Source organism: Polaromonas sp. P3_A5, assembly GCF_056403055.1.
Genome location: NZ_JBFUGF010000001.1, coordinates 723870 through 745210, shown reverse-complemented (window position 1 = coordinate 745210; position 21341 = coordinate 723870). Strand labels below are relative to the sequence as shown.

Sequence of the window (21341 nt, the reverse complement as noted above, 5' to 3'; positions counted from 1 at the left end):
ATGAAAAGGATTGCCGGATGGCCTTCGTAGAACCCGTCACCCTCACGACGCGCGGCGTCAAGCTAGTTCCGTTCACGCTCGACCATGAAGCAGGCCTGAAGGCCGCAGCCGCCGACGGCGAGCTCTGGAAGCTGCGCATCACCTCGGTGCCCGAGCCTCACGAAACCCGCGGCTACATCGAAACTGCGCTGGCCACCAACAACCGCCTGGCCTTTGCCGTCACCGACGATGGCACCGGCGAGGTGCTCGGCTCCACCAGTTACCACGACATCGTGCCCAACCTCAAGCGCGTCGAGATTGGCTACACCTGGTACGCCGCACGCTGCCAGCGCACCCATGTCAACACCACCTGCAAGTTGCTGATGCTCACGCATGCGTTTGAAACCCTGGGCTGCAACATCGTGGGCTGGCGCACCGACAACTTCAACCACGCCTCCCAGCGCGCCATCGAGCGACTGGGCGCCCGCAAAGACGGCGTACTGCGCGGCCATGCCTTGCGTCGCGACGGCACCATACGCGACACGGTGATGTACAGCCTGGCTGCCGGCGAATGGCCCGAGGTGAAAGCACAGCTGCTGTACCTGCTCGACAAGCCAAGAGCCTGAGGCGTGCGTCGCCAAGGAGTTTTTCATGCTGATCGATTTCTTCTACACCCTGCGTTCGGCCAAGTTGCCGGTCTCCGTCAAGGAATACCTGATGCTGCTCGAGGCGCTGCAGGCCGGCGTTGTCGGCCCGAACAGCGACAAACTCGACGCCCATGAGGGCGAAGGCGCCTGGAAGATCGACGACTTCTATTACCTCAGCCGCACGGTGCTGGTGAAAGACGAGAAAAACTATGACAAGTTCGACCGCGCCTTTTCTGCCTACTTCAAGGGCGTGGAGATGCTGGCTGACTTCACGAAAGACATCCCGCTCGAATGGCTGCGCAAAAACCTCGAGCTGGAACTCAGCCCCGAAGAAAAAGCCAAGATTGAGAAGATGGGCTGGGACGAACTCATGGAAACGCTCAAAAAGCGCTTTGAAGAACAGAAAGAACGCCACGAAGGCGGCAGCAAATGGATAGGCACAGGCGGCACCTCGCCCTTTGGCGCCAACGGCTTCAACCCGCAAGGCATACGCATTGGCCAGGAGAAAAGCCGCAACAAAAGCGCCGTGAAAGTCTGGGACCAGCGCGCCTACAAGGACTACGACGACACCCAGGAGCTCGGCACGCGCAACATCAAGGTCGCGCTGCGCCGCTTGCGCAAGTTCGCGCGCCAGGGCAATGTCGAAGAACTGGACCTGGACGACACCATACGTTCCACGGCGGCCAATGCCGGCTGGCTGGACATCAAGATGGTGCCCGAGCGTCACAACAATGTGAAGGTGCTGCTGCTGATGGACGTGGGCGGCACCATGGACGAGCACATCCACCGCGTCGAGGAAATGTTCTCTGCCGTCAAAGCCGAGTTCAAGCATCTGGAGTTTTATTACTTCCACAACTGCGTCTATGACTTCATGTGGAAGAACAACCGCCGCCGCTTCAGCGAGAAATTCCCGACCTGGGACATCATCCGCAAGTACAACAAGGATTACAAACTCATCTTCGTCGGCGACGCGACCATGAGCCCCTACGAAATCCTGCAGCCGGGCGGCAGTGTGGAATACAACAACGAAGAAGCCGGCGCCGAATGGATGCAGCGCCTGACCAACGCCTTCCCCAAGTTCGCCTGGATCAACCCCGAGCCGCAGGGCGTCTGGCAATACCGCCAGAGCATCAGCGTGATCCAGCAACTGGTGAACCAGCGCATGTACCCGCTGACCATCAAGGGTCTGGAAGAGGCCATGCGAATGCTCTCGAAGTAGCGTTCGCCTCCTACGCCTGAGCGCTGGGGCGCTCAAGTAAACTGCCCTCGTGACCCATCCAAGTACCCACAGTACCCACTGCGCACGGACGGCCACCCCGGCAGGATTGCCGACCAGCGCCGGCTTCATCCCTGCTTTCGCCCTCTTTGCGATATTTCTGGCGCCTTTCGCCGCCGCGCAAACAGCTGCGCCTGCACAGTCCGGCAACACAGCGACACCGCCTTCCGGCGTCATACAAACCGCGCCAGCCCCACCTCCGCCCCCTCAGAAAGTCACGCCGGAGCCCACACCGCAGGGCTCCACCGGCCCAACCGGCGCTCAGCCTGAAGTTACGGCCTTTGACATCGCGGTGCGCGCGCCGCAGCCCATCAAGGAGCTGCTCGAAAGACACCTTGAGCTGCAGCGCTACCGCGCCGTGACCGATCTGGACGAAGCCGAGCTGACGCGCCTGATCGTTCTGGCTGAGCGCAATGTGCGCAATCTGGTAGGCACGCTGGGTTATTTCAGCCCGACCATCGCCATTACGCGAGAAGGCGGCACTGCCGCGGGGTCAGGCCAGCGGCCGACCATTGTGGTCGCGGTGGAGCCGGGCCAGGCTACAACGGTCGGGCCGGTGGCAATCGACTTTGCAGGCGATATTGCCGAATCCCCCGACCCGGATGCGCAGGCCCAGCGCGCGGAAATCCAGCGCGACTGGCGTCTGCCCACGGGCCAACGCTTTACGCAGGACGCCTGGGACAGCGCCAAGACACAGGCCTTGCGCGACCTGGTTGCCCGCCGCTACCCGGCCGGCAAGTTGGCAGGCAGCCTGGCCGATGTGGACGCACCGGAGCACAGCGCAGCCCTGAGCCTCAAGCTCGACTCCGGCCCCCTCTACCGCCTGGGCCCCATGCAGGTCACAGGTGTCGAGCGCTACGACCCGGTGCTGGTGCCGCGCCTGGCACGCCTCAGTGCCGGTGCCGTGTACGACCAGAAGCAGCTGACCGAAGCACAGCAGCGGCTGGCTTCCAGCGGTTATTTCGATTCGGCTTACATCTTTGTCGATCCCGAAAGCGATCCGCAGGCAGCGCCCGTCCAGGTACAGGTGCGCGAAGCCAAACTGCAAAAAATCATCCTGGGCGTGGGCGTTACCACCGACAGCGGGCCGCGCGCCTCGATTGAGCACACACACCTGCGCGTGCCGGGCACCAATTGGCGCGCCGTCACCAAACTGCAGCTCGAAAAGAAATCACCTTTCGCCCAGACCGAATGGACATCGATTCCCGATGAGGCCAGTTGGCGCTGGGTGGCCCTGGCGCGCACCGAACGTGTCGACGACAACGAGCTCGTCACCCGCTCCGGGCGCCTGCGCTTTGGCCGCACGCAGGCCGGCGAACGCATAGACCGCAACATCTATTTGCAATACGACAGGGCGAGCGTGAGTGGCAGCGGCCAGATCAACAGCTCCGCCGCCGACATCGGCGACGGCTCGGCCCTGACGGCCAACTACGTCTGGACCGGGCGTTACTTCGACAGTCTGCCTTTCCCAAACAAGGGCTACGGCCTGGGCTTTGAACTCGGCGCCGGCAGCACCATGGGGTCGCAGCACCTGCCCCTCACCCGCGCCGTGGGCCGCTGGCTCGGCATTGTGGCGCTGGAGCGGGGCCGCATCGCCATGCGCGCCGAGGGCGGCGCCGTGCTGGCCAAAGACTCGGCGCGCATTCCCGGCACCCTGCTGTTCCGCACCGGTGGCGACACCACCGTACGCGGCTACGGCTATCGCGACATCGGCATCAAACTGGACAACGGCGTGACTGGGCCGGGCCGCTACATGGCGGTGGGCAGCGTGGAATATCAGCGCCCGATGCTGCGCGACGGCCGGCCCAGCGAATGGGAGAACACTTTCTTCATCGATGCAGGCGCCGTGGCAGACAACCCCAAAGACATGAAACCTTCCGTCGGCATCGGCACCGGCGTGCGCTGGAGAAGCCCCATCGGGCCACTGCAGATTGACCTGGCCTATGGCGAGAAAGTCAAACAGCTGCGTCTGCACGTCAGCGTGGGATTTGTTTTCTGATGGACGCGCCTGATACCCCTGTCACGCCCGTTGCCGTGCCCAAACCGGCGCGCCCGTCACGTCGTTGGCTGCGCGCCATTGCATGGGCCGCCGGCAGCATGGTGGTGCTGGCCGTAGCCGCCACGACAGGCGCCTGGTGGTGGGCCGGCACCGACGGTTCACTGGCCACCGCGTTGAACTGGATCGCCCGAACCCAGCCGCTGAGCGCCGAACGCGTGACAGGTTCGTTACGCGCGGGCGGGCATGTTGACCAACTGGTGTGGCAGCAAGATGGCCTGCGTGTGGATGTGAGGGATGTCACCCTCGCCTGGCAACCGTGGTCGCTGCTGCACGGCACGCTGGAGGTCAACCGGCTGGCCGCGGCCAGCGTGCAGGTCACCGACCAACGCGCGCCTTCAACAACACCGTCAGTGCCGCCCTCAGCGCTGGGCTTGCCGCTGCCGGTGGTGCTTGACGGGTTTTCCATCGGGCAGTTTCAATGGACGGGCGGCGCGGCATTTTTTGCCTCCGCCATCACGGGCAATTATTCGTTCAAGGGCATAGACCACCAGCTGGAATTGCTCAGCGCGCAGGTAGCGCACGGCCGCTACAACGGGCGCGCGACCTTATCGTCACACAGCCCCCTGAAGCTTGATGCCAGCCTGGCAGGTGCGCTGGATACGCAGATTCCCGGCACAAAAGCGCCCTTGCCGCTGGCTTTCAAAGCCACGGCCCACGGCCCCCTCACCGAACTGCTGGTGAAGGCCGAGCTGCAAATGAGCGCTCAGCCTTCCGCCACATCACCCCCCAAAAACCAGCGGCAACCACAGGCAACTGCCACTGCCCGTGTGATGCCCTGGGCCGCCCAACCCCTGCCGCAAGCGGATGCGAGTTTTCGCGACCTGGATGTAGCGGCCTTCTGGCCCGAAGGCCCACAAACCTTGCTGACGGGCAGCGCCAACGTACGGCCTGCACCCTCTGCAAGTTCACCGGCAAGCGCTTCATCGACATCCGCCTGGCAGTTGCAACTGCAACTGGCCAATTCCCTGCCTGGCCCCTGGGACCAGCAGAAGCTGCCCCTGGATCGGCTGGAAATCCAAGGCGAGTGGCGTAGCGGCATAGCCATGGTGCGCACGCTCAAGGCTCAGTTGGGCGGCGGCGAGCTGCTGGCCAGCGGCGAGTGGGCTGATGCGCCCGCCACATCCCTTGCAGCACCCGCGTGGAAGCTGCAGGCGACGCTCCAACACGTCAACCCGGCCCTCTTGCACAGCCAACTGGCGCCCCTGCCGCTGGACGGCAAAGCCGACATCCGCAGCCAGGGCCCGGCCATAAGCTTTGACGCAAACGTGCAGGCAGCACGCAATGACGCCAGCGCCAGGAACAATCCGCTGGGCCAGCTGCGCCTGCGCGATGCCAGTGCCACCGGCAGCTGGAATGCCGAACAGGCCGGCGGCACGCTGGTGCTGTCGGCTCTGCGCGTACGCACCGACGACGCCGAGCTGGCAGGTCAGCTTGAGGCCCAACCCAGTGCAAAAGGCGGCAAGGGAAAACTCACACTGACAGCCCCCGGACTGGACGCTCAACTGCAAGGGGAACTGCGGCAAACCAGCGGCAAAGGCGACGTGAGCCTGCGCGGCCGCGACATGGCGCAAGCCCTGCGCTGGCTGCAAAGACTCCCGGGACTGCCCACATCATTGAAGAGCGCATCGGCGAGCGGCAACGCTGAGCTGCTAGCCAGCTGGCAAGGTGGCTGGCAAGACCCGGCCTTGCAGGCACGGCTGGACCTGCCGTCGCTTGACTGGCGTATGGGGACGCCTGCGCCTGCCGCTGCGACGACTTCCAGCACAGCAGGAACAGCACCAGTCGCTACCGCAGAGGCCCTGAAAATCCGCGCCTTCCAGGCCACGCTTTCCGGCCGCCTGAGCCAGGCACAGCTGGCCACGCAAGGCCGCATGGAAGCAGGCCAGCGCCGCTACACCCTGCAGCTGGCGGCAGAAGGCGGGCGACTCAACAACGGCGCCGCGCGCAACGCCCCGCTCGCTGAATCCGCGTGGCAAGGCCTGGTCAAGCAGCTCAGTGTGAGTGTGGAAGACCCCACGCTGGGCAAGGGGACCTGGCAGCTCAAGACCCGCAGCACCGTGCCGCTCAAGTGGACGCCCGCGCGCAATGGCGACCTGTTTGAAAGCGGCGCGGGAGAAGCCCTTCTGGTCGCGCCGCCTTCGGGCGCATCCACCAGTGCACCTTCGCAGGCCACGCTGGCCTGGCAACCGGTTCGCTGGCGGCCAGGCCGTGAGCTCATCACCGCAGGCAAGCTCAGTGGCCTGCCGCTGGCCTGGATAGAACTGCTGGCCGGCCCGCAGATGGCCGGCGCAGGCCTGGGCGGCACCCTGCTGCTGGATGGCGACTGGGACGCCACGCTGGGTGACACGCTGCGCCTGAAAGTCAGCCTCGCACGCAGCAGCGGCGACATCACCGTGCAAGCCGAAACCGTGCAAGGCATGGCGGCGCGCGTGGCGGCCGGCGTGAAGGAAGCTCGCCTCTCGCTGCAAAGCGAAGGCGAGGCCGTCACGCTGGCGCTGCGCTGGGACAGCGAACGCGCGGGCACTGCCGACGGCCAGCTCAGGACCCGTTTGGCCCGCGCGCCAGCCACCGCCGGCGGTGGCTGGCTCTGGCCGGCCGATGCACCGCTGGCCGGCCAGCTGCGCGCCCAGCTGCCGCGCATCGGCGTGTGGTCAGTGCTGGCGCCGCCGGGCTGGCGGCTGCGCGGCTCGCTGGGTGCTGACGTCGCCATCAGCGGCACCCGCGCCGCGCCGCAACTGGCCGGCGACCTGCAGGCCGACGACCTGGCGCTGCGTTCGGTGGTAGACGGCATCGAATTCGGCAACGGCCGCCTGCGCGCCAAACTCGACGGCACGCGCATGCGCATCAACGAGTTCACGCTGCAGGGCGCAGGCGACAAAGGCACGGGCGGCGTTCTCACGGCCCAGGGCGAAGCCGGCTGGGTAGAGGGCAAGCCGCAGGTGCAGCTCACGGCCAGGCTCGAACGCTTGCGGGCCAGCATCCGTACCGACCGGCAATTGACGGTATCGGGCGAGGTGCAGGCCGGCCTCAAGGGACAACAGACTGAACTCACCGGCAAGCTGGTGATCGACCAGGCCCGCATCATCCTGCCCGACGAAGGTACGCCGCAACTTGGCGACGACGTGGTGGTGCGCACCACCCGCGGCGCGGCGGCGGGCCAAAAGGCGCCCGCGCAGACCAGCGACGAAATCGCCGACCGCGACGCGCGCCCCGTCAAACTGGCGGTGGAGCTCGACCTGGGCCGCGACTTCCGCATCCAGGGCAAGGGCATAGACACGCGTGTGCGCGGCACGCTGGCCCTGAGCGGTGAAACGCTGCGCGAGCCCCGGCTCAACGGCACCATCAACACGGCAGGCGGCCAGTACCGCGCCTACGGCCAGCGTCTGGATGTGGAGCAAGGCATGCTGCGCTTTACCGGCGCCATCGACAACCCTTCGCTCGACATCCTGGCGATTCGCCCCAACCTCACGCAGCGCGTCGGCGTGCAAATTACCGGAACCGCCCTGCTGCCGCGTGTGCGCCTGTATGCGCAACCCGAGCTGCCCGATGCCGAAAAACTCTCGTGGCTGGTGGTGGGCCGCTCGTCGGCTTCGGGCGGCGCCGAAGCCGCGCTGCTGCAGCAGGCTGCCCTGGCCCTGCTGGGTAGCAAAGGCGGCGGCATGTCGGGCGGCCTGGCTGCCTCGCTGGGACTGGACGAGCTGTCCTACCGCGGCGCCTCCAGCAACACGGACGGCACCACGACAGAAGGCGCCGTCACCTTGGGCAAGCGCTTTTCGCGCAATTTCTACGCCGCCTATGAGCGCACCGTGACCGGCGCACTGGGCACGCTCTACGTGTTCTACGACCTCTCGCAACGCTTCACCGTGCGCGCCCAGGCCGGCCAGCAAAGCGCGGTGGACCTGATCTTCACCGTGCCTTACGACTGAGGTGATTCCTGAGGGCGAGGCCGGCGTTCGCCACCGAATACAATTGCAGCTTCTCCAAGAGAAGTGCCGCCATAGTTCAATGGATAGAACGAGTGCCTCCTAAGCGCTAGATACAGGTTCGATTCCTGTTGGTGGTACCACATGCTCCTGTTTTAATAGCTGCTTGCGCCCGTCACTATTGGCCCGGAACGCTATTTCGCACATAACGGTGCACTTGGCGACCTTTGGCCTTTCAACGCCATAGTTCGCGCATGGTCTGGCTGAAGTTTTCTGCGAGCTGCCGCCTTTTCTCTGCACCTGGCCCGCTGGCCAGTACACGCTCCCCGGCTACAAATACCTCGCCAACCACTCCGCCTGGGCTCGAAAACACCAGCGCATCCAGCAGATGGTGAACCGGCACACCCAGCAACGCGGGCGAACCGGAATCCAGCGTCATGAAGTCCGCCCGATGCCCGGGCGCGAAACCACCCTGCATCAGGCCAGTTGCGGGGAAACCGCCCGCCAGTGCGGCTTCGAACAAGCCGGCCGCGCTGCTCTCGTGGCCCAGGATGCGGGCGGCAATGTTGCGCTGGCGCAGCGTGAGGCGTTGCGAATATTCGAGCAGGCGCAGCTCTTCGGGCCAGCTGCGGGTGACGTGGCTGTCGGAGCCTATGGACCACTTGCCGCCTGCGGCTGCGTAGGCCGGCAAATCAAACACGCCGTCGCCCAGATTTGCTTCAGTCGCCGGGCAGATCACGATGGATGCGCCCTTGCCTTGCACGCCTTGCAGCTCGGCCGGCGTGGCATGGGTGGCGTGCACCAGGTTCCAGCGGGCATCGACATCGGCGTTGTTGAGTAGCCATTCAATCGGGCGCTGGCCGGTGTGCTCCATGCAGTCTTCAACTTCCTGCGTCTGCTCGGCGATATGGATGTGCACCGGAAGACCCGCTGCTTTGACCGCGCCTGTGAGCTCGTGCAGCGCGGCCGGGCTGGCGGCACGCAATGAGTGAACAGCCACACCCGCATTGATGCGCGCATCGCCCTTTGTCTGGCGCTGGATGTCTTCGACCATGCGCATCACGCTCTCGGGCGTGGATGAAAACCGGCGCTGGTCTTCACGCAGGCCGCTAGCCTTGAAGCCCGAACGCATGTAGAGCGTGGGCAGCAAAGTGAGGCCAATACCCGTGCGTTGCGCGGCGCGCACCAGCGCCAGCGACATCTCAATTGGGTTGGCATAGGGCGTTCCGCTGACGTCGTTATGCAGGTAATGGAAGTCACAGACCTGGGTATAGCCGCCGGCCAGCAGCTCGGCATAGAGCTGGCTTGCAATCGCTTCGAGCTGTTCGGGCGTGATGCGGTTGGCTGCGGTATACATGCGGTCGCGCCAGCTCCAGAAATCGTCGGATGCATGGGCGCCCGCGCTGCGGCGCTCCGTCAGGCCCGCCATCGCGCGCTGAAAGGCATGGCTGTGCGCGTTGACCAGACCAGGCAGGACCGGGCCAGACAGACGCGTGGCGCCTTCCTGCTGCTGCGCCGTAGCCCCGGGCTCCACGCTTTGCCAGGTGCCGTTGCCGGCGACCGTCAGTAAAACGTCTTTGGACCACGCACCTTTCACCCAGGCTGCTTCGGCGAAAAAACGCCTTGCTTTACTTTTCATAGCTGCTCACGCATGCCAGCAGCGCGCTGGAGACCATTTTCTCTAACAAGGGCTGAACTTTTGATGCCAGAATTTCGTCGTACGCGTAGGGAGGCACTTCCTGCATATAGAGGCTCTGGCACATCTCAAGCTGCACGGCATGCACATCGCTGGCCGGCTGGCCATAGTGGCGCGTGATGTAGCCACCCTTGAAGCGGCCGTTAACGGCGGTGGTGATGCGGGGCGCCGTGGCGCAGGCTTTCACCACCGCATCGGTGATGGCTGCGTTCGCACTCGCGCCGCTCGCCGTGCCGATGTTGAGGTCAGGCAGCTTGCCTTCAAACAGCCAGGGAATTTGCGAACGGATGCTGTGCGCATCCCACAACAAGGCAAAGCCGTGCTGGGCTTTCAGCCGCGCCAGCTCACCGGCCAGCGCCGAATGGTAGGGCTGCCAGTAGGCCTCGCGACGGCGCGCGCGTTCAGCGGGCGCTGGCTCATAGCCAGGTTTGTAGAGCGACGCACCGTTGAAAAACCGCGTGGGGCACAGCTCGGTGTTGGATGCACCGGGGTACATGGGCGCATCGTCGGGCGGGCGGTTCAGATCAATCACATAACGCGAATAACGCGGCCGCAACACGCTGGCGCCCAGCGCCGGCAGAAAGTTGTAAAGCAGATGCAGATGCCAGTCGGTGTCCTCGACCCGGAGGGCTTCATCGGTGTAGGCGCCCTTGAGTTCGGCCGGTATCTCGGTGCCGATGTGCGGCATGCTGACCAGCAGGGGAACCATACCCTGGTGCAATGTAAAAACTTCGCTCGAGCGTTCGTTCATAAGACCTGTCCCTTGAAAACTGTTTGAAGGCGCGGGTTCGCACCAAAGGCGTAGCTCAGCTCCGCCGGCCGCTCAACGCCCCACAGTACAAAATCAGCCCGCATGCCGGCGGCCAGCACGCCGCGGTCACGCAGGCCCAGTGCAGTAGCCGCATGGCGTGTGACGCCGGCCAATGCTTCTTCAGGCGTCAGGCGGAACAGCGTGCACGCCATGTTGAGCATCAGCAGCAAAGAGGTGCAAGGCGAGCTGCCCGGGTTGCAGTCGGTAGAGATCGCCATCGGTATGCCGTGCTCACGCAGCAAAGGCACGGGCGGCAGCTTGGTTTCACGTAGAAAGTAAAACGCGCCGGGCAGCAGCACTGCCACCGAACCAGCCGCTGCCATCGCCTGCGCGCCCTCGGCCGACAACCATTCCAGGTGATCGCAGCTGAGCGCGCCATAGTGCGCCGCCAGCTGCGCGCCACCACTGTCGCTGAGCTGCTCGGCATGCAGCTTGACAGGAACGCCCAGGGCCTTGGCCGCGGCAAAGACCCGCTCGGTCTGCGCGGGGCTGAAAGCAATGCGCTCGCAAAACGCGTCGACCGCATCAACCAGTCCTTCGGCATGCAGCACTGGCAGCATTTCCAGTACGGCGTCGACATAGGCGTCTGTGCGGCCGGCAAATTCAGCCGGCACCGCATGTGCACCCAGGAAAGTGGTGCGAACATCCACCGCATGGGTCCGGCCCAGCGCGCGCGCCACTGACAGCGTCTTGCGTTCGTGCTCCAACGCCAGGCCGTAGCCGGACTTGATCTCGAGTGTGGTCACGCCTTCGGCGATCAGGCGCTGCAGCCTGGCTGCGCTCTGCGCTTGCAGCTGCTGCGCAGTGGCAGCCCGGGTCGCTTTCACGGTAGAGGCGATGCCGCCGCCGGCGCGGGCTATCTCTTCATAGGTCGCGCCGTTGAGCCGCAACTCAAATTCATGGGCGCGGTCGCCGCCATAAACGAGGTGGGTGTGGCAATCGATAAGGCCGGGCGTGATCAATGTACCGTCGGCATCGTGCTGCGTGGTGCAGCGAGCCAGAAGATCTGGGGGCACATCGGCACGCGGGCCAACCCACGCAAGGGATTCGCCGTCCACCACCAATGCAGCGTCTTCTATCAAACCATAAGCCTGCGCAGCACCGGCTTGCAGCGTGGCCACGCGGCAGTTTGTCCAGAGTTTCAGGCTCATGCGGGGATCTCCATCCAGAGGGCGTGCTGTGCGGAAATTCGCACCGCCGCACTGCCCGTCACCGTGCGCCAGGCCAGGCTGGCGGGCTCCAGCTGCAAAACTTCTTCATCAAATAGCACGGTAGCGCCCAATTGATGAGCGTAGACAGCTATCATTTTCATAGCACGTAACGTTTCCGAGAAACGCCCGGCCACTCGAACCATGCGGGATAGCTCGCTCCCACGGCGCACCATCAGGTTGAAATCCCGCGTCTTGCCGTCTATCAACTCGCAATTCGTTATAGCAGCCCCATCAAAGAAGAGCGGAGCATCCTCGGCCGTCACACGGTGCGGAACACCCGCCACATCCAGCTGCACGCCCGCGCCTTCGAGCACCGCAAACCATCGCTCGATGCCATCGAACTTCGAAAAAGGCCCGCTCTTGTCCACATCGGCCACCGACATGCGCCAGACCCAGTCACCCGCATTGGGCCACATGGCCAGCTCGCGCGTCACACCGCCGCCATTGCGCCACGGCGTCGCCGCAATGTCGGCCAGCCGCACGACGTTCCAGCCGGAACCATTCGAAGATGTCACGCCTGAAACTTTCCCGCAAAGCTGTAGCGCGATCCCGGGTACACCAGGCGCGCCACACTGGCGATGTTGCTGCCGCTCACGGTCCGCCGCATCATGGCGAGGCACGCCTCTGCCGGCTTGATGTCCAGGTGTTTGGCCTCCAACGCCGAGGGCAGGCAGGCCTCAATGGAATAGCTGGCCTCGGTGAGCGGCGCCTGTTCCAGCAAATGATGGGTGGGTGTGGTCTGGGTGAAGTCGGTCTTTAAATAGTCGGGTGCCGCTGCCGGGTTCACATAGCGGTCTTCATACTGAATCGGCACGCCATTCTCCAGGTGAATCAATATGGTGTGAAACACCCGCCCGCCCGCCCGCAGGCCCAGGGTGCGCGCCAGGTCGGCGCTGGCTTTTTCAGATTCAGCGAGCAGCACGCGCGAGGTATGCACATGCCCGCGTTCGACAACCTCCTCGTGAATGTCACGAATGGTCAGGGTGGAAGAAATGCGGTGCAGCTCCGCCACAAAAGTGCCGGAGCCCTGGATGCGCGTAACCATGCCCTCGCCCATCAACTCGCGCAGCGCCCGGTTGACCGTCATGCGGCTCACGCCGAACTGCTCCATCAGTACAGCTTCGCTGGGCACCGGGTCGCCGGGCTTCCAGGTGCCGGTGCTGATGCGTTTTTTGATGAATGCCTTGACCTGACCGTAGGCAGGCAGTGGTGTGGTGGCCATGGTTCAGCGGAATGCTCGCGTGTGTAAAAAAACATTGTCACCGCAAAAGTCCGACCCTTCATCGGCCAGTCAGGGTTGCCGGGCCGGCTTTTGCGCACAAACCATAGATTACCGCAGTTGACACAAGTTGTATAGACAACTACGATTTATCCCATCGCCGGTTGATTCCTGGTTGATTCCTTTTTCTGGCGCTGTGAAATTCCCCTGTTATCCCGTCTTCTCCGGAGCAATCTCATGTCCGATCTTTCCCAAACCCCTTTTCTGGATAGCAAGGCCCGCCCCGTGCGTGCGCCCCGCGGCAGCACCCTTACCTGCGCCAACTGGCAAATCGAGGCGGCCTACCGCATGATCCAGAACAACCTGGACCCGGAAGTCGCCGAAAACCCCGACGAGCTGGTGGTATACGGCGGCATCGGCAAGGCGGCCCGCAACTGGCCGGCCTTTGACGCCATCCTTGATTCCCTGCGCAAACTCAAAGCCGACGAAACCCTGCTGGTGCAGTCGGGCAAGCCGGTTGGCGTGTTCCGCACCCACACGGGCGCGCCGCGCGTGCTGATCGCCAATTCCAACCTGGTACCCAAGTGGGCGACCTGGGAGCATTTCAACGAACTGGACCGCGCGGGCCTGATGATGTACGGCCAGATGACGGCCGGCAGCTGGATCTACATCGGCACCCAGGGCATCGTGCAAGGCACGTATGAAACCTTTGTGGAAGCGGGCCGCCAGCATTTCAACGGCGACCTGGCCGGCCGTTGGGTGCTGACTGCCGGCCTGGGCGGCATGGGTGGCGCGCAGCCGCTGGCTGCTACCTTTGCCGGCGCCTGCTCGCTCAACATCGAGTGCCAGCAGTCCAGCATCGACTTCCGGCTGCGCACACGTTATGTCGACAAGCAGGCCAAAGACCTTGACGAAGCGCTGGAGATGATCAGGTACCACACCTCACGCAAGGAGGCCGTTTCCATCGCCCTGTGCGGTAATGCGGCCGAAATTGTTCCCGAGCTGGTCAAGCGCGCCAAGGCGGGCGGCATTCGCCCCGACATCGTCACCGACCAGACCTCGGCCCACGACATCATCAATGGTTACTTGCCCGCCGGCTGGACGGTGGCGCAATGGCGCGCCGCGCAAAAAGACCCTGCGCAGCATGCCGCACTGACAAAAGCCGCCGGCGAATCCTGCGTGGCGCACGTCAAAGCCATGCTGGCCTTCCACGAAATGGGCATTCCCACGGTGGACTACGGCAACAACCTGCGCCAGGTTGCCAAGGATTTCGGCGTCGACAACGCCTTTGACTACCCCGGCTTTGTGCCCGCCTACATTCGCCCGCTGTTCTGCCGTGGGGTCGGCCCCTTCCGTTGGGTGGCACTCTCAGGCGACCCGGAGGACATCCAGAAAACCGACGCGAAGATGAAAGAGCTCTTCCCCAACAACAAACACCTGCACCGCTGGCTGGACATGGCCGAAGAGCGCATCGCTTTTCAGGGCCTGCCGGCGCGCATCTGCTGGATAGGACTGGGCGAGCGCCACCTGGCGGGCCTGGCCTTTAACGAGATGGTGAAAAACGGTGAGCTCAAAGGCCCCATCGTGATCGGCCGCGACCACCTGGACAGCGGCTCCGTCGCCTCGCCCAACCGCGAGACCGAGGCCATGAAAGACGGCAGCGATGCCGTGAGCGACTGGCCGTTGCTAAACGCGCTCCTCAACACCGCCAGCGGAGCGACCTGGGTCAGCCTGCACCATGGCGGCGGTGTCGGCATGGGCTATTCGCAGCACTCGGGCGTGGTCATCGTGTGCGACGGCACTGCCGAGGCCTTCGAAAAATTAAGCCGCGTGCTGTTCAATGACCCGGCCACCGGTGTGATGCGTCATGCCGATGCAGGCTATGACATCGCCAAACAATGCGCCAAAGACAACGGGCTGAACCTGCCCATGCTGGGCGACTGAACAGATGCGCGATAGCGGTAGTCATATCCATAGCGCCGCCAGGCACCTATGACACCGCAACCTCCTCCTTTTCCAGATACAACACCATGAAGATCACCATCCAACCCGGCCTGCTGACGCTGGCACAGCTGCGGGATATCCATACCAGCCGCCCGCTGCTTGCCATTGATCCAGCCGCCACGACAGGCATTCGCGCCAGCGCCGCGCTGGTGCAAAAGGCCGCGCAGGGCGGCGACGCTGTCTACGGCGTCAACACCGGCTTCGGCAAGCTGGCCAACCAGCGCATCGCTCAGGCTGATCTTGAAACACTGCAGCTCAACCTGCTGCGCTCACATGCCGTGGGTGTGGGCGAGCCCATGCCCGAACGCGTGGTGCGCCTGGTGCTGCTGCTCAAGGCCGCGAGCCTGGCGCGCGGCTTCTCAGGTGTGCGTGAGGTCGTCATCGACACCCTGATGGCGCTCTACAACAAGGGCCTCACACCCGTGATCCCTTGCCAGGGCTCGGTCGGCGCTTCGGGCGACCTCGCGCCACTGGCTCACCTGTGCCTGCCGCTGATTGGCGAAGGCGAAGTCTTCTATCAGGGCCAGCGCATCGCCGCAGCTGAGGCACTCAAGCAAGCCGCCATCACGCCGGTCAAGCTGTCGGCCAAGGAAGGCCTGGCACTGATCAACGGCACGCAGGTCTCGACCGCGCTGGCGCTGGATGCGCTGCTCGCCACCGACCGACTGTTTGAAGCCGCCGTGATCTCGGGCGCTGTCACACTGGACGCCGCCCGCGGCAGCGACGGACCGTTTGATCCGCGCATTCACGCGGTGCGCGGCCAGCCGGGCCAGATCGACTGCGCCGCCGCCTACCGCGCCATCATGGTGGGCAGCGAGATCCGCCGCTCGCACCTTGAGGGCGACGACCGCGTGCAAGACCCTTACTGCCTGCGCTGCCAGCCGCAGGTGATGGGCGCCTGCCTGGACCAGATGCGTTATGCCACGCAGGTGCTGATGCGCGAAGCCAACGCCGTGACCGACAACCCGCTGGTGTTTGCCGATGACGCAACGCTGCTCTCAGGGGGAAACTTCCACGCAGAACCGGTTGCGCTGGCTTGCGACGCACTGGCCGTTGCCATTGCCGAAATCGGCGCGATTACCGAGCGCCGCATCGCCATGCTGGTCGATACCGTGGCCTCGCGCTTGCCGGCCTTCCTCACACCCGAGCCGGGCCTCAACTCTGGCTTCATGATCGTGCATGTCACAGCCGCCGCGCTGGCCTCTGAAAACAAATCACTGGCCCACCCCGCCAGCGTCGACAGCCTGCCGACCTCGGCCAACCAGGAAGACCATGTGAGCATGGCCACCTTCGCGGCGCGCCGGCTTCAGCCCATGTTGCGCAATACCGAATACATCGTCGCCATCGAACTGTTGGCCGCCGCGCAGGGCATTGAATTCTTGCGCCCGCTCAAGAGCTCCGCTGTGCTGGAAGGCGTGCTGCAACTGGTGCGCCAGGCCTCTCCGGCCATGATGCATGACCGCAGCCTTGCACCCGACATGGAGAAGGTGCACCAATTGGTAGCGGGTGGACGTATTGGCCTGGCCGGAGAAGCCCAAATCACCGAGTTGACCGCCTTGCGGCTGGCATGAAGCCTGCATACATTAGCAATACCTCAGTCGATACCCCCAACAGGAGCAACTTCATGAAGAAACAACTCGCCCTTTCGATGCTGGCCGGCGTCGCAGCTCTCGCCATGGGCAACGCCCACGCGCAAGAAACCAAAGTCGCCGTCGGTATCTCCGGCTGGACAGGTTTTGCCCCGCTGACCCTGGCCAAAGAAGCCGGCATCTTCAAGAAGAACGGGCTTGATGTGTCGATCAAAAAGATTCCACAAAAAGACCGCCACCTGGCGATTGCTTCAGGTGACGTGCAGTGCGCCGCCACCACAGTCGAGACCTGGGTGGTGTGGAACGCCAACGGTGTGGCCACCACGCAGATCTTCCAGCTCGACAAGAGCTACGGCGCAGACGGCATGGTGGTCAAGCCCGCCATCACCAAAATCACTGACCTCAAAGGCAAAACCGTGGCCGCCAGCGCGCCCGGCACCTCGCCCTATTTCGCCCTGGCGTGGATGCTGAAGAAAAACGGCATGAGCACCAAGGACGTGAAGGTAGTCAACCTTGAGCCGCAGGCCGCGGCAAACGCCATGATTGCCGGCACCGACGGCGTGGATGCCGCGATGACTTACGAGCCCTACCTGGGCGCAGTGCGCGCCAAGCCAGAGGCCGGCAAGATCCTCGCCACCACACTTGACTACCCCATGGTGATGGACACCTTCGGCTGCACGCCCAAGTTCCTGTCTGAAAACCCCAAGGCTGCCAAGGCCCTGGCCGACAGCTACTTTGAGGCCGTCGAGATGATCCAGAAAGAACCGAAAAAGAGCTTCGAAATCATGGGCGCCGACGTGAAGCAGACCGGCGAAGCCTTTGAGGCCTCGTCCAAATACCTGCGCTGGCAAGACCGCGCGGCCAACCAGAAATTCTTTGCCGGCGAACATGCCGCCTTCAGCAAGGAAGCGGCTGACCTGCTGCTGGAAGCCGGCATCATCAAGGCGCTGCCTGATATGAGCAAGCTCGCCGACACGCGTTTTCTCAAGTAAGCACGCGAAAGCATGCGGCCACTACAACCCGTCTCGCCCGGCGCGCGCATCGCGCTGGGTGTGAGTTTCTTCGTTCTCTTCTTCGTGGTGTGGGCCATCTTCACGCTGGGCGGCTATGTCTCCAAGACATTTCTGGCCGACCCCATCACCATGGTTAAGTCAGGTTACGACCTGCTGGCCAACCAGGGTTTCGCCAAGGACATTGGCATGACAGTCTGGCGGGTACTGGGCGGCTTTGCGATTGCCGCCTTGCTGGCCGTTCCGCTGGGGGTGATGATGGGCGCCTACAAACCGGTTGAAGCGTTCTTTGAACCCTTTGTGAGCTTTGCGCGTTACCTGCCCGCCTCTGCGTTTATTCCGCTGCTCATCCTCTGGGCAGGTATCGGAGAGGCACAGAAGCTCGCCGTGATTTTTATCGGCTCCTTCTTTCAACTGGTGTTGATGATTGCCGTGAGCGTCGGCAATACCCGGCGCGACCTGGTCGAGGCGGCCTACACGTTGGGCGCGGCCGACCGCGGCATCGTGGTGCGCGTGCTGCTGCCCAGTGCAGCGCCCGAGATTGCCGAGACCTTGCGCATGGTACTGGGCTGGGCCTGGACCTATGTGATCGTCGCGGAGCTGATAGGCGCGTCCAGCGGCATCGGCCACATGATCACTGACAGCCAGGCACTGCTGGCGACAGACCAGATCATCTTCGGCATTATCGTCATTGGTGTATTCGGCCTGGTCACCGACCTGGTATTTAAAGCGCTCAATAGAAAACTTTTCCCGTGGGCTCAGTTAGGCCGATGACTTCTTCCTCCACACCGATCCTGACCGTCAACCAGCTGTCGAAAACCTTTGCCGCCAACAAGGGCCCCGGCACCGTCGCGCTGCAAGCAACTGATCTGGCGGTTGCCGAGAACGACTTCATCACCATCCTCGGCCCTTCAGGCTGCGGCAAGTCCACCCTGCTGCGCATGGTCGCCGGGCTGGACATCCCCACAAGCGGCACCATCGTGCTGGACGGCAAACCCATAGCGGGCCCTGGCGCGGACCGCGGCATGGTGTTCCAGAGCTACACGCTCTTTCCGTGGCTCACGATTTTGCAAAACGTCTGCTTTGGCCTGCGGGAAAAAGGCATGCCACTGGAAAAGCAGCACGATATCGCGCACCAATTCATCAAGAAGGTCGGACTGCAGGGATTTGAGAACCATTTCCCCAAGCAGCTCTCGGGCGGCATGCAACAACGCACAGCACTCGCTCGTGCCCTTGCCAACAACCCGCGCATCCTGCTGATGGACGAGCCCTTCGGCGCACTCGACCATCAGACGCGCGAGCTGATGCAGGAGCTGCTGCAAGGCATCTGGGAGGCCGAGCAGAAAACCGTGCTGTTCGTGACGCATGACATCGATGAGGCCATCTTTATGGGCAGCCGCGTGGTCGTCATGAGCGCAAGACCGGGCCGCATCAAGTGCGACATTGCGGTGCCCCTGGAGCATCCACGGCATTACTCGGTGAAGACGACGCCGGTTTTCACGGATCTCAAGGCGAAACTTACCGAAGAAATCCGCGTCGAGGTGCACCGGGCGGCGGGCCTGCAGGCGCCCGTCGTTTAATCCGTCTGAGTTTTGGTTCGTGCTGCCTGCGTCATGCGCAAGGCGCTGCAAACACCGGCCGTGGCGGCAAAGGCAGCGGCCAGCCAAAGGGCAATCAAGGGACCCTGACCACCTTCGCCGGGACTGGACACGGCAAAAATCATCGCCAGCAAAACCGCGCCCAATGTCTGTCCCGTCAAACGCGCCGTGCCCAGCATGCCGCTGGCGCCGCCGCTGCGGTGTGCGGGCGCCGAGGTGATGATGGTGTGGTTGTTGGGTGACTGAAAGAGGCCGTAGCCGATGCCGCACAGCGCCATGCGCCAGACGATGTCGGCCTGCGCCGGATGCACGGGCAACACGGCCAGCAACACCAACCCCAGGCAGAGCATGGCCATGCCAACGCCGCCCAGCAGGCCGCCTGGATAGCGCCCTATGAGCCGGCCCACCAGCGGCGAAGTCACCACAATCGCCAGCGGCCAGGCGGTGAGCAGCAAGCCCGCCTCGAGGTGGCTGAAGCCGTAGCTGCCCAGCAGCAAAAAGGGCAGGCAGATATAGGCCAGCGTCTGCGCGCAGAAGGCGCCTATCGACGTGCCCATGGACAGCGCGAACACGGGAATGCGCAGCAAATCAAGCGGGAATAGCGGCACGGGCATGGCCAGCTGGCGGCGCACGTAGATCACGCCGATGACGATTCCGGCGGCCAGCTCGGCCAGCGGCAGCCACAAGGATGATGCAGCACCCGGTACAGCTTCCACACGTACACCCAGGCCGTCTACGCCCAGGAACACCAGGCCGAACATCAGGGCGTTGAGCACCACATCGACCAGTGAGAGCTTGAGGCTCTCTGCCTTGGCGGTGTTCTCGGGCAGGGCCTTTCGACCCCACCACAACGACATCAGGCCGAATGGCACATTGAGCGCAAACAGCCACGGCCACGAACCGACGGAAAGAATGCCGGCCGCAATCGACGGGCCGGCCACCGAGGCGGTGGCCACCACCAGCGAGTTAATGGCGATGCCGCGGCCGAGCAGGTGTTTGGGGTAGATGAGCCGAACCAGCGCGGTGTTGACGCTCATGAGGCCAGCCGCGCCCAAGCCCTGCAGCACGCGGGCCAGCGCCAGTGTGGTCAATGAATCAGCCAGCGCACAGAGCAGCGAGGCCAGCGTGAACACGGCCATGCCCGCCAGGTAAACGCGACGGTAACCGATGATGTCGCCTAATGTGGCCAGCGGCAGCAAGAGCGCCAGCGTGGCGACCTGGTAGGCGTTGACGACCCAGATGGACTGGGCGGGCGCGGCGTTCAGTTCTCGGGCGATGTCCGGCAGCGCCAGGTTGACGATGGTCCCGTCGAGCACCGCCATGACAATACCGAGAACGATGACCAGCAACGCACGCAAGCGTTCGCGAGCGGGCAAACCATCCTGAACAATCATGCGTACCTTTGCTGGAACTGATGGGGATCAGGGCAGTCGCCATGAAGGCAGCCGCTGAATCCCAAAGGCCCCGATTTTACGGGCGCAGGATGGGATGCGCAGCGCGGGGGCCGCTGAGGGAAAATGCCGCGCGCGGGCTCAGGCGCATGGCCTGCGGTCGGTGGCTTTTCGCGGTCTTCGTGCCATTTTTTGCACAAATTGCCGACAGATCATTCGCATCGTGCGCAAGCAGCTATTCATTTGATAGCAAGGAATAAAAAATCCCGGGCTGCAAATGCAGGACCGGGATTGGGGTTGCCATTCCGACAGGCCTTGCCGAGGCCAACCGGTGGGCAGCTTACTTCATGCCGTACTTCGCCTTGGCATCGTTCTGGCAGCTGTCCTTGGCGGTTCCGGTGAGGGCATCGCAGCGCTCTTTGGCGGCCTTGTAATCGGCCTCGCGCTTTTCGGCGTTGGCGTCCTTCCTGGCTTCGGTCACTTTTTCAGTCTTGTTCTTGCTGGTGTCGGCTGAGGTCTTGGCGACCTTGGCGTCTTCCTTGGCTTTGACGTGGGCCGCTTTGGCATCTTTCACGCAGACGTCCTTGTCATTGCCTTTCAGGTCGTCGCACTTTTCCTTGGCGGCGTCGTAGGCGGCATCGCCTTTGGCCAGAGCCACCTTTTCGGTGTTGCGCGGGCTGGGCTTGTACTGGGCTTCCAGTTCGGCCTTGGCGACTTTTTCAGCGCCTTTGGCTTCGGCCACGCAGATGTCTTTGGCATTGTCTTTCAAGGTGGCGCACTTGTCGCGACCGGCTTTGTAGTCGGCCGAGATGCGGTCGCTCTGGGCTTTATGTTCCTCTTTGGTCATAGCCAGGGCCTGGCCGGCAAAAGCGCAAGACATCACGGCTGTCAGCATCAGCAATTTGGTTTTCATGGATTTTCCTTTGGA

16 protein-coding genes and 1 tRNA gene are annotated in these 21341 nt (G+C 63.6%); 10 read left to right on the top strand and 7 right to left on the bottom strand.

Annotated features, from left to right (window positions below; translation table 11 throughout):
- The first annotated feature begins 17 nt into the window (after positions 1 to 17).
- The 5 genes from AC1DU8_RS03520 to AC1DU8_RS03500 all read left to right on the top strand — a co-directional run bounded on the left by AC1DU8_RS03520 (position 18) and on the right by AC1DU8_RS03500 (position 8027).
- Positions 18 to 605 (top strand): GNAT family N-acetyltransferase, encoded by a 588-nt coding sequence (locus tag AC1DU8_RS03520; RefSeq protein ID WP_457282251.1) that lies wholly within the window; start codon positions 18 to 20, stop codon positions 603 to 605.
- 25 nt (positions 606 to 630) lie between these two features.
- Positions 631 to 1845, top strand: a complete 1215-nt coding sequence (locus tag AC1DU8_RS03515; protein WP_457282252.1) for a vWA domain-containing protein — start codon at positions 631 to 633, stop codon at positions 1843 to 1845.
- A 49-nt stretch (positions 1846 to 1894) separates the two neighbouring features.
- Positions 1895 to 3901: an autotransporter assembly complex protein TamA gene (locus tag AC1DU8_RS03510; RefSeq protein ID WP_477726436.1), complete on the top strand. Its 2007-nt coding sequence runs from the start codon at positions 1895 to 1897 to the stop codon at positions 3899 to 3901.
- Positions 3901 to 7887 (top strand): translocation/assembly module TamB domain-containing protein, encoded by a 3987-nt coding sequence (locus AC1DU8_RS03505; protein WP_477726435.1) that lies wholly within the window; start codon positions 3901 to 3903, stop codon positions 7885 to 7887. Before AC1DU8_RS03510 ends, AC1DU8_RS03505 begins: the two co-directional genes overlap by 1 nt.
- 65 nt (positions 7888 to 7952) lie before the next feature.
- Positions 7953 to 8027, top strand: a tRNA-Arg gene (locus tag AC1DU8_RS03500).
- 92 nt (positions 8028 to 8119) lie between these two features.
- On the opposite strand, the gene AC1DU8_RS03495 is transcribed toward AC1DU8_RS03500, so the two are convergent.
- The 5 genes from AC1DU8_RS03495 to hutC are packed head-to-tail and all read right to left on the bottom strand — an operon-like array spanning position 8120 to position 12824.
- Complete coding sequence (locus tag AC1DU8_RS03495) at positions 8120 to 9523, bottom strand: formimidoylglutamate deiminase (protein WP_477726434.1); 1404 nt, start codon at positions 9521 to 9523, stop codon at positions 8120 to 8122.
- Positions 9513 to 10331, bottom strand: a complete 819-nt coding sequence (hutG, locus tag AC1DU8_RS03490) for an N-formylglutamate deformylase (protein ID WP_477726433.1) — start codon at positions 10329 to 10331, stop codon at positions 9513 to 9515. Before hutG ends, AC1DU8_RS03495 begins: the two co-directional genes overlap by 11 nt.
- Positions 10328 to 11542 carry an imidazolonepropionase gene (gene hutI, locus AC1DU8_RS03485; protein WP_477726432.1) on the bottom strand — a complete coding sequence of 405 codons (1215 nt, stop codon included), beginning with the start codon at positions 11540 to 11542 and terminating at the stop codon, positions 10328 to 10330. The genes hutG and hutI overlap by 4 nt, the downstream gene beginning before the upstream one ends.
- Entirely contained in the window at positions 11539 to 12117 is a 579-nt protein-coding gene (locus AC1DU8_RS03480) for a HutD/Ves family protein (protein ID WP_457281018.1), read from the bottom strand. The genes hutI and AC1DU8_RS03480 overlap by 4 nt, the downstream gene beginning before the upstream one ends.
- Positions 12114 to 12824: a histidine utilization repressor gene (gene hutC, locus AC1DU8_RS03475; protein WP_457281019.1), complete on the bottom strand. Its 711-nt coding sequence runs from the start codon at positions 12822 to 12824 to the stop codon at positions 12114 to 12116. The genes AC1DU8_RS03480 and hutC overlap by 4 nt, the downstream gene beginning before the upstream one ends.
- 234 nt (positions 12825 to 13058) lie before the next feature.
- On the opposite strand from hutC, the gene hutU reads away from it, so the two are divergent.
- From hutU to AC1DU8_RS03450, 5 genes are all read left to right on the top strand, one after another.
- Positions 13059 to 14765, top strand: coding sequence for a urocanate hydratase (gene hutU, locus AC1DU8_RS03470; RefSeq protein WP_457281020.1), 1707 nt, complete (start codon positions 13059 to 13061; stop codon positions 14763 to 14765).
- Between the two features lie 86 nt (positions 14766 to 14851).
- Positions 14852 to 16396, top strand: a complete 1545-nt coding sequence (gene hutH / locus AC1DU8_RS03465) for a histidine ammonia-lyase (protein ID WP_457281021.1) — start codon at positions 14852 to 14854, stop codon at positions 16394 to 16396.
- A 53-nt stretch (positions 16397 to 16449) separates the two neighbouring features.
- The gene (locus AC1DU8_RS03460) at positions 16450 to 17406 is read left to right on the top strand and encodes an ABC transporter substrate-binding protein (RefSeq protein WP_477726431.1); all 957 of its coding nucleotides are present in this window, start codon (positions 16450 to 16452) and stop codon (positions 17404 to 17406) included.
- Between the two features lie 12 nt (positions 17407 to 17418).
- Positions 17419 to 18198, top strand: coding sequence for an ABC transporter permease (locus AC1DU8_RS03455; RefSeq protein WP_457281023.1), 780 nt, complete (start codon positions 17419 to 17421; stop codon positions 18196 to 18198).
- A complete protein-coding gene (locus AC1DU8_RS03450) occupies positions 18195 to 19004 on the top strand; it encodes an ABC transporter ATP-binding protein (protein WP_477666642.1) in 810 nt (269 codons plus the stop codon). The genes AC1DU8_RS03455 and AC1DU8_RS03450 overlap by 4 nt, the downstream gene beginning before the upstream one ends.
- On the opposite strand, the gene AC1DU8_RS03445 is transcribed toward AC1DU8_RS03450, so the two are convergent.
- Both AC1DU8_RS03445 and AC1DU8_RS03440 read right to left on the bottom strand, forming a co-directional pair.
- Complete coding sequence (locus AC1DU8_RS03445; RefSeq protein ID WP_457281025.1) at positions 19001 to 20416, bottom strand: MFS transporter; 1416 nt, start codon at positions 20414 to 20416, stop codon at positions 19001 to 19003. The genes AC1DU8_RS03450 and AC1DU8_RS03445 overlap by 4 nt on opposite strands.
- A gap of 337 nt (positions 20417 to 20753) precedes the next feature.
- The gene (locus AC1DU8_RS03440; protein ID WP_457281026.1) at positions 20754 to 21326 is read right to left on the bottom strand and encodes a hypothetical protein; all 573 of its coding nucleotides are present in this window, start codon (positions 21324 to 21326) and stop codon (positions 20754 to 20756) included.
- Positions 21327 to 21341 lie beyond the last annotated feature (15 nt).